Annotated in this window: 10 protein-coding genes and 1 riboswitch; of the genes, 7 read left to right on the forward strand and 3 right to left on the reverse strand. The window is 71.7% G+C overall.

The annotated features are described in order from the left end of the window. Positions 1-100 precede the first annotated feature (100 nt). Entirely contained in the window at positions 101-1,861 is a 1,761-nt protein-coding gene (locus JQN84_RS06610; protein ID WP_281902481.1) for a hypothetical protein, read from the reverse strand. Positions 1,862-2,839: 978 nt separating this feature from the next. Here JQN84_RS06610 and JQN84_RS06615 point away from each other — a divergent pair. Further along, positions 2,840-3,289: a DoxX family protein gene (locus tag JQN84_RS06615; protein WP_204957547.1), complete on the forward strand. Its 450-nt coding sequence runs from the start codon at positions 2,840-2,842 to the stop codon at positions 3,287-3,289. A 48-nt stretch (positions 3,290-3,337) separates the two neighbouring features. On the opposite strand, the gene JQN84_RS06620 is transcribed toward JQN84_RS06615, so the two are convergent. Next, positions 3,338-4,081 carry a hypothetical protein gene (locus tag JQN84_RS06620; RefSeq protein ID WP_204957548.1) on the reverse strand — a complete coding sequence of 248 codons (744 nt, stop codon included), beginning with the start codon at positions 4,079-4,081 and terminating at the stop codon, positions 3,338-3,340. A 276-nt stretch (positions 4,082-4,357) separates the two neighbouring features. Further along, positions 4,358-4,493: riboswitch (SAM riboswitch) on the forward strand. An 8-nt stretch (positions 4,494-4,501) separates the two neighbouring features. Here JQN84_RS06620 and thrC point away from each other — a divergent pair. The 3 genes from thrC (at position 4,502) to paaN (ending at position 8,995) form a co-directional block, all read left to right on the forward strand. Continuing rightward, complete coding sequence (thrC, locus tag JQN84_RS06625) at positions 4,502-5,788, forward strand: threonine synthase (RefSeq protein WP_204957549.1); 1,287 nt, start codon at positions 4,502-4,504, stop codon at positions 5,786-5,788. A gap of 317 nt (positions 5,789-6,105) precedes the next feature. Continuing rightward, complete coding sequence (locus tag JQN84_RS31240) at positions 6,106-7,269, forward strand: GNAT family N-acetyltransferase (protein WP_239485051.1); 1,164 nt, start codon at positions 6,106-6,108, stop codon at positions 7,267-7,269. Between the two features lie 52 nt (positions 7,270-7,321). Continuing rightward, positions 7,322-8,995 (forward strand): phenylacetic acid degradation protein PaaN, encoded by a 1,674-nt coding sequence (gene paaN, locus JQN84_RS06640; protein ID WP_204957550.1) that lies wholly within the window; start codon positions 7,322-7,324, stop codon positions 8,993-8,995. Between the two features lie 188 nt (positions 8,996-9,183). Here the strand turns inward: paaN and JQN84_RS06645 are convergent, their stop codons facing one another. Further along, positions 9,184-9,714, reverse strand: a complete 531-nt coding sequence (locus JQN84_RS06645; protein ID WP_204957551.1) for a GNAT family N-acetyltransferase — start codon at positions 9,712-9,714, stop codon at positions 9,184-9,186. Between the two features lie 223 nt (positions 9,715-9,937). Here JQN84_RS06645 and JQN84_RS06650 point away from each other — a divergent pair, with 223 nt between their 5' ends. The 3 genes from JQN84_RS06650 to groL all read left to right on the forward strand — a co-directional run bounded on the left by JQN84_RS06650 (position 9,938) and on the right by groL (position 13,489). Then, positions 9,938-10,141 carry a cold-shock protein gene (locus JQN84_RS06650; protein WP_067305333.1) on the forward strand — a complete coding sequence of 68 codons (204 nt, stop codon included), beginning with the start codon at positions 9,938-9,940 and terminating at the stop codon, positions 10,139-10,141. A 717-nt stretch (positions 10,142-10,858) separates the two neighbouring features. Then, the gene (locus JQN84_RS31245; protein WP_239484956.1) at positions 10,859-11,587 is read left to right on the forward strand and encodes a hypothetical protein; all 729 of its coding nucleotides are present in this window, start codon (positions 10,859-10,861) and stop codon (positions 11,585-11,587) included. A gap of 279 nt (positions 11,588-11,866) precedes the next feature. Continuing rightward, on the forward strand, positions 11,867-13,489 hold the full coding sequence (groL, locus tag JQN84_RS06660) for a chaperonin GroEL (protein WP_204957553.1): 1,623 nt from the start codon (positions 11,867-11,869) through the stop codon (positions 13,487-13,489). Positions 13,490-13,539 lie beyond the last annotated feature (50 nt).

The raw sequence follows: 13,539 nt of genomic DNA on the forward strand, positions 1-13,539 counted from the left end.
GATCCGCGCGCCACACCCGTGCGGGCAGGTGGCGTGCGGGCGGTGCGGCCCGGCGGCCGGTGGAACCCCGGGCCGCCGGGCCACGGTCAGCCGGCCGGCGTCACCGGCGGCTGACCCGGATCAGCTCCCAACCCCCCTTGGGGACGCCGGGCGTCGGGTCGGTACGCAGGTTCATCGGGTTCGCCATCCCGACGTAGAGCGTGGTCCCGTCCACGATCATCGTGCGTACCCCCTGGTTGAGCGGGTTGCCGAAGCCTCCGGTGTCGACCGCGCGGGCGGGTTGGTCCGACCCGTCGAACGCCCAGAGGTCCGAGCCGAAGGTGGGCGGGGTGGTGGTGGCACCGGCCGGCGGCGTCGGCATCTGCCCCTCCAGCGAGATGTAGGCGAAGTCCATGGTGCCGATGTAGAGCCGGCCGCCGGCCACCGCCATCTTCCAGGCGTACAGGTTGAACGGGTCGCCGAAGCCGGAACCGCCGTAGACCGGGGTCACGCCGGTGGGTGCCGGCGCCCAGGCGCCCACGCCGTTGTTCGCGGCCGGGTCGAAGGCCGGCAGCGTCGACTCGCCGTAGAGCGTCTCGATCCGTTCGTGGGCTCCGCCGAGGTTCTGGCCCCGGAAGACGGCGAACGCCCGCTGGGTGTTCTGCACGGTGGCCTGGAGCTGCGCCGGGGTGCGCGGCGGGTACACCGAGACGTGCAGGGCGGTCGCCTGCAGCGGCACGTGCATGGTGCCCCAGTAGAGCTGGCCGCCGAAGGAGGCGAGCCCACCGAGGGCGTACGCCCGGCGGACCACCGGGTCCGGCTCGTACTCGGCGGCCGACCAGACCTGCGTCCAGTTTCCGGCGTCCTCCGGGTTGAGGCCGGGGGTGCCGACGGCGAGCAGCGGGCTCCGCCAGATGCTGGCCAGGTCGTTGACGTCCTCGGCCGGGGGTGCGAGTGGGGTGCCGCTGTCGCCGGGGGCGGTGGCCACCGTGCTGACCGGGGACGGCGCGACGGAGCCCTCGACGACCGCCTTCGGCCAGGTGGAGACGTAGAGCCGGCCCTGGTGTTCGGTCAGGTCGGCGACCTGGGTGGGCAGGTCGGCGACCTCGGTGAAGCTGAACGGGGTGGTGCGGTCGCCGGTCCAGCGCAGCACCTTGCCCGCCTCGCCGCCGTTGATGCCCACGCCGACCCCGGCGTAGAGCACACCGGCGGCGACCACCCAGTGCCTGATGTTCTCGTACGCGGAGAGGTTGGTCGAGCCGAGGTACCGGCCGGTGATGCCGTCGAAGGCGAACACGTTCACCCCGCCGAGCACGCTGGGGCCGGCGAGCAGTACGACGCCCTGGTGGGCGGCGGCGCTGCGCAGCCCGGCCGTGGTGTTCAACAGGTTGGCGTCCGCCGGGGAGGCCGACGTGATGTCGGCGGTGCGCTCGGTGAGCCGTTCGGTGGCCAGGTCGTAGGTGTAGACCTCGGGTGCGCGGTGGTCGCCGAGGGTGGCCGGCCAGGCCGGATTGTTCCGGGCCGGCTGGCTCTGGTTGAACTCGCAGACGTAGTCGTCGTTGAGGATCGGTTCCCGGACCTGGTAGCCCTTGGGCTTGAGGCAGAGCACGTTCGCTCCGGTGCCGAACCAGAGCCGGCGGCCGGCCTGGGCGAGCCCCCAGACGTACGACTGGTTGACCTTGGGTTGTCCCTCGGCGCAGGGCGGCCCCGGAGGGTAGTCGACCCCGACACCGGCGAAACACTCGTCGGCGGCGGCCTTGGCGAGCAGCCGTATCGATTCGGACGGGGTGTCGGCGCTGGCCGGGGTGGCGAGAACGGGTAGCAGAATCAGCGTGCCGAATGCGGCCAGAAGTCGTGACGGCAGGAGTGGTCGACGTCGCACGGTGGTCCTCTCCGTGAATGCTGGTCGAGGTGGCGTCAGCCGGGACGGGGAGTGGGCAGACCGCTCTCGACCAGGGGGAATGGATAATCGACGTGACGCGCGGAATCGCAGCACCGGTCGCCCGGGGTGCCTCGTACGACGGAAATAGGAAATTGCCGACACGGGCATCACGGGCCGATGGGTGTGGTGTGGACGGCTGATGAACAGGGGGATGGGTCCGCAGTTCCGGGCGTAACGTGGTGACGAGGCTAACGTATTACGTAGGTCGATGTCGTGGTACTGGTTGTTAAGGATTATTGAACTGCCCGGGGGATCGGCCGGGGCGCTGGGTGGCGGCTCGGAGGTGCCGCAGTATGCCCGGGGGTGGCGTCGCGGAAATTGCTGATGGGTCCGGCTTTCGGGGTTTCCCGGGAATATCGCGCCAACCGGTTGCTGTCGTCCGAAGCCGGCGCACGGGCCGGGGCGGACGGTCCCGGGTGTCGGCCGCCGCCGGGGTGGCCGGCTCGCTCCACGCCTGTCGGCGCGCTCAGTGAACGTGCACGTCGCACGGTGTGGTGCGGGAGTGTCGGCCGGGAGTGTCGGTCGGGGAGCCGCGCCGGCTGCGTCGCGGCGGGAGGTGGTGGTCGGGGTCGGATGGTCCCACCGCCCGTTGGACGATGCGCCCGCCACGGGTCACGCGAATTGTGCGCATATTCATTTACCATAAACGGGGGGTATGAACTTGATGACAGTTAATTAATAGTTAACAATCATTATGTTCCGTGCCGCGCCGACGGCCCCGCGGGTGGTCGGCGCGGGGTGTGGGGGCGGGGTGGGGGTCGGTCGGTCGGCCGGCGTCGGCCGGCGGGCGGTGACCCGGGGTGCGGAAGGTGGGGTATTGTCTCGCGACGGGATCTTCCCAGTAACAAAGAATTTATCGATTTAAGTGCTTCGATGCCTCATCATGGGTGGGAAGTAATCCCTTCCATGGAGGTTCCCATGAACGTCTCTCGGCTCGGCGGGCCGACCCTGTCCCTGTACCGCATCGTCATCGGCCTGCTGTTCATGCTGCACGGCCTGTCGTCGGTCTTCGGGTTGTTCGGCGGCAACCCGATGACCGGCAAGGCCGTCCCGCTCGGCACCTGGCCGGGCTGGTGGGCCGCGCTGATCCAGCTGGTCTGCGGCGCACTCGTGCTCGCCGGTCTGTTCACCCGGCCCGCGGCGCTGCTCGCGTCCGGCTCGATGGCGTACGCCTACTTCGTGGTGCACCAGCCCGAAGGGCTGCTGCCGATGCGCAACGGTGGGGAACTGTCCGCGCTGTTCTGCTGGTCGTTCCTGCTGATCGCGGTGCTTGGCCCGGGTTCCTGGGCGCTCGACACGCTGCTCGGCGGCCGGCGTTCCGACGCCCCGGCGACCCCGGCGTCCGAGCCCAGCTCGGTGCCGGTCTGACCCACCGATCCGGGTCGCCGGGGCAGGTGGCCCCGGCGACCCGTCCGGTCAGGGGTTGTAGGGGGCGTCGGAGTGGCTCACCTCGGTGAGCGTGCTGCCGGAGAGCTTGTAGACCGACGTGCGCCTGATGTCCAGTTCGGCCATGCCCCGGCTGGGGCTGCGGGTCAACCAGACGACGGTGGCCCGCCGCCCGGCCACACTGATCGACACGACCGGGGTCCGGTCGCCGAGGTCGGTCAGCGCCCGGAACACCGGCAGGCCGCCGCTGTTGCGCCACACCGCGACGGTGTAGAAGGTGCCGCTGCCCCCGGAGTTGACCGAGACCACACCGACCGCGTCGTCCGCGCCGTCGCCGTCGAGGTCGCCGATGCCGCAGGGCTTCTGGAGCGTCACGGTCGCGCCGTCCTCGCCCGACCACTGCCCCTCGGTCAACGGCAGGTAGTCCGGGTAGCCGTTGTAGGGCGTCTTGCTGCTGCCGAGCTTGGCGCCCGCCAGGTGGGCGCAGGTCAACGGAGCCTTGACCACAGGTGCCGGGGCGGTGGTGGTGGTCGCCGGGGCGGTGCCGGAGGCGCTCTTCTGCTGCGGGGCCGGCTTGGCGCTGGTGGGCATCGGGTCGGGCGTGGTCGCGTTCAGCACCGAGGCGGTGGAGGGCTCGGTGGACGGGCTGACCGTGGGCGTCGCCGCCTCCGTCGGGCCCTGCTCACCCCCGCACGCGGTGAGCAGGCAGACCAGGGCGAGGCTGGTGAGGCTCAACGGGATCCGTCGCATGGCCGGGGGGTCCTCTCTCGACATCAGGTGACCGCACCGTACTGATCGATGGCAATATCGGTCATCGGCTCCACGGGCGGCCCGGGTCGGCCTGTCGGAGCGCGGTCAGGGGCCGACCGGGGGGCCGGCGTACGGCTTTCCCGGCCCGGTGCGTACGGCCGTGTTGAGCTGGAAACTTCCCCGAAACAAGGGTGCCGGCCGGGGTGCCCGGCCGAGGTCCGGCAGCGGGGTGGCTCACACCGTGGGAAGCCGGCTGGGCGAAGGCCGCGAAGCTGCCTAGACTCGGTCCCACAACTGCATACCTCATCCAGAGGGGCTGAGGGATACGGCCCGACGACGCCCCGGCAACCACCCCGCGCGCTCATCGCTGAGCGTCCGGCGGGGCAGGTGCCAATTCCGTCCCCGCCGCAGGGTGCGATGCGGGGAAAGATGAGAGGAATCGACATGACGTCGACGCTCGCCGCCCCCGGTATCGACACCACCGCCAGCCCCGCCCGCGCGCTGGTCTGCCGCGCCTGTTCCGCCCGCTACCCGCTCGCCGCGCAGCACGCCTGTCACGAGTGTTTCGGCCCGCTGGAGGTCGACTACGACACCGCCGCGCTGGCCCGCGTCACCCGGGAGCAGATCGAGGCCGGCCCGCAGAACATCTGGCGGTACGCCGCCCTCCTGCCCGCCGGCCAGGACCCGGCCACCCGGGTCACCCTCGACCCCGGGCTGACCCCGCTGGTGGCCGCGCCCAACCTCGCCGCCGAGCTGGGCATCAGCGCGCCGCTGTGGGTCAAGGACGACAGCGCCAACCCGACCCACTCGTTCAAGGACCGGGTGGTCTCGGTGGCACTCACCGCCGCGAAGGCGCTCGGCTTCGAGCGGTTCGCCTGCGCCTCGACCGGCAACCTGGCCAACTCGGTGGCCGCCCACGCGGCCCGCGCCGGTGCGCCCTCGGTGGTCTTCATCCCGGGCGACCTGGAGCAGGGCAAGGTGATCACCACCGCCGTCTACGGCGGCGACCTGGTCGCCATCGACGGCTCGTACGACGACGTGAACCGGCTCTGCGGTGAGCTGGTGGAGACCGACGAGTTCGAGGACACCGCCTTCGTCAACGTCAACGTCCGGCCCTACTACGCCGAGGGCTCCAAGACCCTCGGGTACGAGGTGGCCGAGCAGCTCGGCTGGCGGATCCCGGCCCAGGTGGTCATCCCGATGGCCTCCGGCGAACTGCTCACCAAGATCGACAAGGCGTTCACCGAGCTGGTCGAGATCGGCCTGGTCGAAGCGCCGGCCGGGGGCTGGAAGGTGTTCGGCGCCCAGTCGGCAGGTTGCAACCCGATCGCCGCCGCCCTGCACGCCGACACCGACACCATCACCCCGGTCCGGCCGACCGGCATCGCCAAGTCGCTCAACATCGGTGACCCCGCCGCCGGCCTGTACGCCCTGGAGGCGGTGCGGCGCACCGGCGGCTGGATGGAGTACGTCGACGACGACGAGATCCGCGCCGGCATCCGGCTGCTGGCCCGTACCACCGGGGTCTTCGCCGAGACGGCCGGCGGGGTGACCGTGGCGGTGCTGCGCAAGCTCGTCGAGTCCGGTCGGCTCGACCCGACCGCCGAGACGGTCGTCTTCAACACCGGCGAGGGCCTCAAGACCATCGACGCGGTCGCCGGTCAGGTCGGCCCCACCCACCGGATCAAGCCGTCCCTGCGGGCCGCCCGCGACGCCGGCCTGCTCGCCTGAACCCGGCGCGCCGCCCGCCCCCTGCGTGGTCGGCCCCGTGCGCGTGTCGATCATGGGCGCTGGGCGGCCCGAGTGGATCTCTGGGTGACCGGGTTTTCGCGGTGGGTGATGAAAACCCACCGGGAAGGACTTGACGGCAGGAACCGGGCGGCGGAAGATGCTCCGTGCGGGAGGGCTTTCGCCGGAGACTTTTCAAGTTCTTGCGACCCAACGCCGGAGGCGTTGTGCGAACGTCCCTCCCGACCAACGTGAACCGGGGGCCAGCGGAAATCCGCTGGCCCCCGATGTCGTCCACGGGAAAGACTCGCGGCGTGGCCCTGGACATCGCAACGATCGACCGGACCGATCAGCCCACCCTCGACGCGGCCTACCGGATCGCGGCCACGGTCGAGGCGACGGAATCGCCCGACCTGCCGCCGCTGTGCCGGCGACGCTTCGAGGCGGCGCTGTGGCACCCGATGCCCGGCATCGACACCAGGTGGTCGGTGGCCCGGCTCGACGGGGTGCCCGTCGGCTGGGTCCGGATCAACCTGCACCTGCTGGACAACACCGAGAACGCCAGCATCGAGCTGGCCGTGGATCCGGCGTACCGGCGGCGCGGAGTGGGACGGGCATTGGCCGCCCACGCGCGGCGGCTGCTCCGGGAGGCCGGCTGCAAGCGGGTGGTCGGCTCCGCCGTGACCCCGCTACCGGACGGGCCGGGCGGGGCGATCCCGGGCGGGACGACGCCGGTCGGGCCGGGTGCGTCGGCGTCAGGCGGTCCGGGTGGGACGACACCCGATGAGCCGGGTGCGTCGGCGTCGGGTGGCCTGGGCGGGCAGCCGTCGGCCGGAGCGGTCGGGGCCACCCCGGTGGGGGAGTTTCCCGGGGCCGCCTTCGCGGCGGCACTCGGTGCCCGGCCGGCGCTCGTCGACGTCCGCCGCCGGCTCGACGTCACCGCGCTCGACCGGGACCGGCTGGCGGCGCTGCGGGCCGGGGCGCGGTCGACCGCCGCTGGCTACTGCACCGTCCGCTGGCACGGTCACCCGCCGCCGGAACACCTCGCCGACCTCGCCTACCTGGAGGGTCGGCTGCTGGCCGACGCACCCCTGGGCGACCTGGAATGGGAACCCGAGCGGATGGACGCCGAGCGCCTCCAGGGCATGGAGCGGGCGCTGGACGCGCGGGGCGTCCGCCGGTACAGCGTCGCCGCCGTGCACGGGGCGTCCGGCCGGTTGGTCGCCTGGAGCGTGCTCAGTCTGGCCGCGAACACCACCCGGCACGCCTGGCAGCAGATCACCATCGTCGACCCGGCCCACCGGGGGCACCGGCTCGGCCTGCTCTGCAAGGCCGAGAACCTCGAACACACCCTGGCGTACGAGCCGGAGCTGGGCGCGGTCGACACCTACAACGCGGCGGCGAACAGCCACATGATCGCGATCAACGAGCAGCTCGGGTTCCGGCCGGTGGCCGGGTCCACGGAGTGGCAGTTGACCATCTGAACTGTGACACGCCCCTACTGATCTGGTCGTGATCTGTTGCATGATGGCGGGCATGACGGAGACCCCGCACCCGCTGTACGACAGGCACGCCGACACCCTGCACCGCGCGCTGACCGCGATCACCGAACGCGGGTACTGGTCCGCCTACCCCGAATCGCCCAGCCCCCGGGTGTACGGCGAGACCGCCGCCGCCGACGGCAGGGCCGCCTTCGAGGCGTACCTCGGTGGGGACTTCCCGCTCGACCAGCCCGGCGCGGGCGACCGGGTGGCCACCGAGACGAGCCCGTTCGGGGTGGCCCTGGACGTGCGCTACCCGCACCCGGGCGCGGACGAGGTGGTCGCCGCCGCCTCCGCCGCCCTGCCGGCCTGGCGCGACGCCGGCCCACAGACCCGGGCGGGAGTCTGCCTGGAGATCCTCGCCCGGCTGCACAAGCACATCTTCGAACTGGCCAACGCGGTGCAGTTCACCAGCGGCCAGGCGTTCGTGATGGCGTTCCAGGCCGGTGGCGCGCACGCACTGGACCGGGCCCTGGAGGCGATCGCCTACGCGTACGCCGAGATGACCCGGCACCCGGGGACGGCCGGCTGGGAGAAGGCCGCCGGCAAGGGCGACCCGCTGCGGATGACCAAGACGTTCCACGTGGTGCCGCGCGGGGTGGCCCTGGTCATCGGTTGCAACACCTTCCCGACCTGGAACTCGTACCCCGGGCTGTTCGCCTCGCTGGTCACCGGCAACCCGGTGGTGGTCAAGCCGCACCCCCGCGCGGTGCTGCCCCTGGCGATCACCGTGAAGTACGCCCGGGAGGTGCTCGCCGAGGCCGGCTTCGACCCCGACCTGGTGCTGCTCGCCCCCGAGGCCCCCGGCGAGAAGCTCGCCTCCACCCTGGCCCTGCACCCCGCCGTGAAGATCGTCGACTTCACCGGTTCCACCGGGTACGGCGACTGGCTGGAGGCCAACGCCCGGCAGGCGACCGTCTACACCGAGAAGGCCGGCCTGAACACCGTCGTCATCGACTCCACCGACGACTTCGTCGGGATGTGCCGCAACCTGGGCTTCACGCTGACCCTCTACAGCGGACAGATGTGCACCACCTCGCAGAACATTCTGATCCCCGCCGCCGGCATCGACACCGACCAGGGGCACAAGAGCTTCGACGAGGTGGCCGCCGGCATCGCCGCCGCCGTCGGGAAGCTCACCGCCGATCCGGCCCGGGGGGTGGAGCTGACCGGCGCGATCGTCAACGACGGGGTGTTGGAACGCCTCGACGAGGTCACCAAGGTCGGTGAGGCGGTGCTGGAGTCGCGTACCGTCACACACCCGGCGCTGCCCGACGCGGTGGTCCGGACGCCGACCATCGTCAAGCTCGCCGCCACCGACACCGAGGTCTACGGCCGGGAGTGGTTCGGGCCGATCTCGTTCGTCATCGCCACCGACTCGACCGCGCACGGCCTGGAGATCCTCCGGTCCACCGTGGGCGAGTGCGGCGCGCTGACCGCCGCCGTCTACTCCACCGACGAGGCGGTGCTGGACGCCGCCGAGGCCGCCGCGATCGACGCCGGGGTGCACCTGTCGGCCAACCTCACCGGCGGGGTCTTCGTCAACCAGTCCGCCGCCTTCTCGGACTTCCACGGCAGCGGCGCGAACCCGGCCGCCAACGCCGCCCTCACCGACGGCGCCTACGTGGCCAACCGCTTCCGCATCATCCAGTCCCGCCGCCCCGCCTAAACCCCACCCCGTCCGCCCCGCCCCACCCCGTCCGTCCCGCCCCCGTCCGGCCAGCCCCGGTGATCAAGAGGTTTGCGTCAGATCCGGGCGGCTGGTTGACCTGAACCTCTTGATCACTTGACCTAAACCTCTTGATCACGGGGGAGGCCGGGCGGGGCGGGGAGGGGAGGGGAGGGAGGGGCGGCGGGTCAGGCGGGGCGGCGCATCTGGAGTTCGTTGAGGGCGGGGATCTTGGGGTGCGGGACGCGTACCCCGGTGTCGGTGAAGCCCAGGCGACGGTAGGCCCGGCAGGCCCGGTCGTTGCCGACCACCACCTCCAGCATGAGCTGTGGCCGGCCGCAGGCGCGCGACCAGGCGGCGACCTCGTCGATCAGCGCGCCGAGCAGGCCGGTACCCCGCCACGTGGGGGTCACGTAGACCGCGTAGACCACCGTCAGGCCCGGCTCGTCGGGGGAGATGGTGCCGCCCGCGTGCCCGACCAGCCGGCCGCCGGGGTCGGCCACGAACTGGGCGGTGTGGCACCCCTGGGAGACGTACGCGACCCGGGCCGCGTAGTCGGCGTGCGGGCGGGCGGCTGCCTCGGCGACCGTCTCCAGGAAGGCCAGCGGCGCGTCCGCGAGCATCTCCAGCCGCAGCGCCCGCATCCGGGCCGCGTCCTGCGGACGCACCCGGTGCACGGGGGCCGTGCGGGTCGCCGGTGGGGCCGGGGCAGAGGTCATGCAGGCATGCATACCGCAGCGACGTTCACCGATGGGTGACCGGGTCGATACCCGTCTGATTTGCCCCTATTTGTGGTCGTGCGCTGTCGTCACTCCTCGTGTAGCGTGCGATTTCGGTCACCGATTCAGCGGCCCTCACCGACCGCCGGAACGGTGGCTCTCCGCTGTCGGCCCGCCGGCAATCCGGAGTTGGGGAACGCCGCGCAGAGTGAGGAAGTGCACCGTGGCACAGGGCACCGTCAAGTGGTTCAACTCCGAAAAGGGCTACGGCTTCATCGCCGTCGACGGCGGGCAGGACGTCTTCGTCCACTTCTCCGCCATCGAAATGGACGGCTACAAGGCGCTCGACGACGGTCAGCGGGTGGAGTTCGAGATCGCCCAGGGCCAGAAGGGCCCGCAGGCCGAACGGGTCCGCGTCATCGCCTGACCTCCTCGCCGGTCCCGCTCCTCCCCGGTGACGGGGCGTACCGGGTCCCGCCCCAGGGCCGCCCCCGTGGCCGGGGGTTCCTACCTCCGGGCCGTCCCCGGCGGTCGGGCGGGTCTCACCTCCGGGCCGCTCCGGTGGTCGGGGCGGGTTCGGGCCCGTCGGGCCGTCCGGGTGGCGGCTGGCGGCGCAGGCCGGTGCCGGGAAAGATCGTGAACCGTCCAGGCGTCCCGCTGAGGAGGGTTCATGTCCGACCAGTCGCCTTCGGGTCCGCCCGACCCCGCTGCCGGGTCCCCGGGCGGCCCGTGGGGGCAACCGCCTTCGGGCACGCCCTCCGGCCAGCAGCCCTCGGGCACACCCTCCGGGCAACCCGCCTGGGGCACGTCCCCCGGGCAGCCTGGCTGGGGCACGCCCTCCGGGCAACCCGCTTGGGGCACGTCCCCCGGGCAGCCTGGCTGGGGCGCACCGTCCGGGCAGCCCGGGTGGGGTCAGCCCGGTTGGGGTCAGCCCGGGGTCGGGCCGCCTGGCTGGGGCCAGCCGCCTGCCGGCAGCCTCCCGCCGGGGGTCGGTCCGTACCCCGGCCAGGGTGGCGGTCCTGCGCCGTACGCCGGCCCGTGGGGCCCGGAGGACCCGCTGGTCAACCCCCCGTACGCCGGCCTGGAGGGGTGGTTCGGCAGGTGTGCCGGCGCGGTACGACGCAGCTGGCGGCCCCTGCTGCCGTTGCTGCTGCTGACCCAGGTCGTGCCGGCGGTGGCGGTGTCCCTGCTCTCGCTCGGCATGGGACCCGACGCGACCGTGCTGCCCGCCGACGGCTCGTTGCCCGAGGACTACCTCAGCGACCTGGTGATCTACGGCGTCTCGGTGTTCCTGGTCGCGCTGGCGTTCGGGGTGGTGCAGGGCATCGGTTGGGCCGGTGGCACCTGGGTGGTGACCCGACAGGCCGCCGGCCAGCCGGCCGATCTGCCCGGCGCGCTGCGCTACGGCGCGCGCCGCTGCCTCGGCCTGTGGGGCTGGATGCTGGTGCTGGGCGTGCTCATCGGCGTCGGGTTCTGCCTCTGCCTGCTGCCCGGCGTCTACCTGGCCCTCGCCCTCGCCCTGGCCGGCCCGGTCTACCTGTTCGAGGGGCAGAACCCGGTCGGCCGCTCGTTCCGGATGTTCCACGACCGGCTGGGCATGGTGCTCGGCCGGGTGGCGCTGGTCGCACTGGCGGTGCTCCTCGGCAGCGTGCTCGGCGGGGTGGTGGAGTCGGTCGGCACCGTGCCGTTCGGCACCGACCCGTTCACCGCGCCGGGCACCGCCGTGGGCGCGGTGGCGGTGATCCTGGTCAGCGCGGTGCTGGTGCTCCCCGCCTACCTCGTGCAGCTGGTCGGACTCGTCGTGACGTACGCCGAGCAGCGGGCGCAGGAGGGGCCGGTGAACGTCACGCGACTGGTGGCGGAACTCGGCTGACCGGCCCCATCGTGCTTGCACTCGGCAGGGGAGAGTGCTAAACAAGTCATTGGCACTCGCATACGATGAGTGCCAATGGTCGGGGCGGTAGGGCCACGGTCACACAGGCGTCTCGATGGCGTCGGCGTGGCACATGGCCGGTCGTCGCGGGCTGTCCGGCCCGACCGAGGAGGACGTCGTCGTCGCCAGGTGGCGACGTCCCCAAGGTGCGTACACCAGGCGGCCCGTCCGGGGCACAACACCCGGGTGGCCCGTGAGTGTCCAGGAGGACAACGCCGTATGGCCAAGATGATCGCGTTCGACGAAGAGGCTCGCCGCGGCCTCGAGCGGGGCATGAACCAGCTCGCCGACGCCGTGAAGGTGACCCTCGGCCCCAAGGGCCGCAACGTGGTGCTCGAGAAGAAGTGGGGTGCCCCCACCATCACCAACGATGGTGTGAGCATCGCCAAGGAGATCGAGCTCGAGGACCCGTACGAGAAGATCGGCGCCGAGCTGGTCAAGGAGGTCGCCAAGAAGACCGACGACGTTGCCGGTGACGGCACGACGACGGCGACCGTCCTGGCCCAGGCCCTGGTGCGCGAGGGTCTGCGCAACGTGGCCGCCGGTGCCAACCCGATGGCCCTGAAGCGGGGCATCGAGGCTGCCGTGTCCAGCGTCTCGGAGGAGCTGTCCAAGCTCGCCAAGGACGTCGAGACCAAGGAGCAGATCGCCTCCACCGCCTCCATCTCCGCCGGTGACAGCACCGTCGGCGAGATCATCGCCGAGGCGATGGACAAGGTCGGCAAGGAAGGCGTCATCACCGTCGAGGAGAGCAACACCTTCGGGCTGGAGCTGGAGCTCACCGAGGGCATGCGCTTCGACAAGGGCTACATCTCCGCGTACTTCATGACCGACCCGGAGCGTATGGAGGCCGTCTTCGACGACCCGTACCTCCTGATCGTCAACAGCAAGATCTCCTCGGTGAAGGACCTGCTCCCGATCCTGGAGAAGGTCATGCAGTCGGGCAAGCCGCTGCTGATCATCGCCGAGGACATCGAGGGCGAGGCCCTGGCGACCCTGGTCGTCAACAAGGTCCGGGGCACCTTCAAGTCGGTCGCCGTCAAGGCGCCGGGCTTCGGTGACCGCCGCAAGGCCATGCTCGCCGACATCGCCATCCTCACCGGTGGCCAGGTCATCAGCGAGGAGGTCGGCCTCAAGCTCGACGCCGTCGGCCTCGACATGCTGGGCCGCGCCCGCAAGGTCGTGGTGACCAAGGACGAGACCACCATCGTCGACGGTGCCGGCGACGCCGACCAGATCCAGGGCCGGGTCAACCAGATCCGGGCCGAGATCGACAAGAGCGACTCCGACTACGACCGCGAGAAGCTGCAGGAGCGGCTGGCCAAGCTGGCCGGTGGCGTCGCGGTGATCAAGGTCGGCGCGGCCACCGAGGTCGAGCTCAAGGAGCGCAAGCACCGCATCGAGGACGCCGTCCGCAACGCGAAGGCCGCCGTCGAGGAGGGCATCGTCCCGGGTGGTGGCGTCGCGCTGGTGCAGGCCGGCAAGACCGCCTTCGACAAGCTGGACCTGACCGGCGACGAGGCCACCGGCGCGCAGATCGTCAAGATCGCGCTGGACGCCCCGCTGCGGCAGATCGCCGTCAACGCCGGCCTGGAGGGTGGCGTCGTCGTCGAGCGTGTCCGCAACCTGGACGCCGGGCACGGCCTCAACGCCGCCAGCGGTGAGTACGTCGACCTGCTGGCCGCGGGCATCATCGACCCGGCCAAGGTGACCCGGTCGGCGCTGCAGAACGCCTCGTCGATCGCGGCGCTCTTCCTCACCACCGAGGCCGTCGTGGCGGACAAGCCGGAGAAGACCCCGGCCGCCCCGGCTGGCCCGGGTGGCGGGGACATGGACTTCTGAGTCCAGTTCCAACCCCGAACGGGGCGGGCCGCGCGAGCGGTCCGCCCCGT

Source organism: Micromonospora humidisoli (genome assembly GCF_016900955.1).
In the GTDB taxonomy this organism is placed as follows: domain Bacteria; phylum Actinomycetota; class Actinomycetes; order Mycobacteriales; family Micromonosporaceae; genus Micromonospora; species Micromonospora wenchangensis.

Coding starts and splice junctions, on each gene's coding strand:
- JQN84_RS06615 (WP_204957547.1), top strand. CDS start 2,840: ATGAACGTCTCTCGGCTCGGCGGGCCGACCCTGTCCCTGTACCGCATC.
- JQN84_RS06620 (WP_204957548.1), bottom strand. CDS start 4,081: ATGTCGAGAGAGGACCCCCCGGCCATGCGACGGATCCCGTTGAGCCTC.
- thrC (WP_204957549.1), top strand. CDS start 4,502: ATGACGTCGACGCTCGCCGCCCCCGGTATCGACACCACCGCCAGCCCC.
- paaN (WP_204957550.1), top strand. CDS start 7,322: ATGACGGAGACCCCGCACCCGCTGTACGACAGGCACGCCGACACCCTG.
- JQN84_RS06645 (WP_204957551.1), bottom strand. CDS start 9,714: ATGACCTCTGCCCCGGCCCCACCGGCGACCCGCACGGCCCCCGTGCAC.
- groL (WP_204957553.1), top strand. CDS start 11,867: ATGGCCAAGATGATCGCGTTCGACGAAGAGGCTCGCCGCGGCCTCGAG.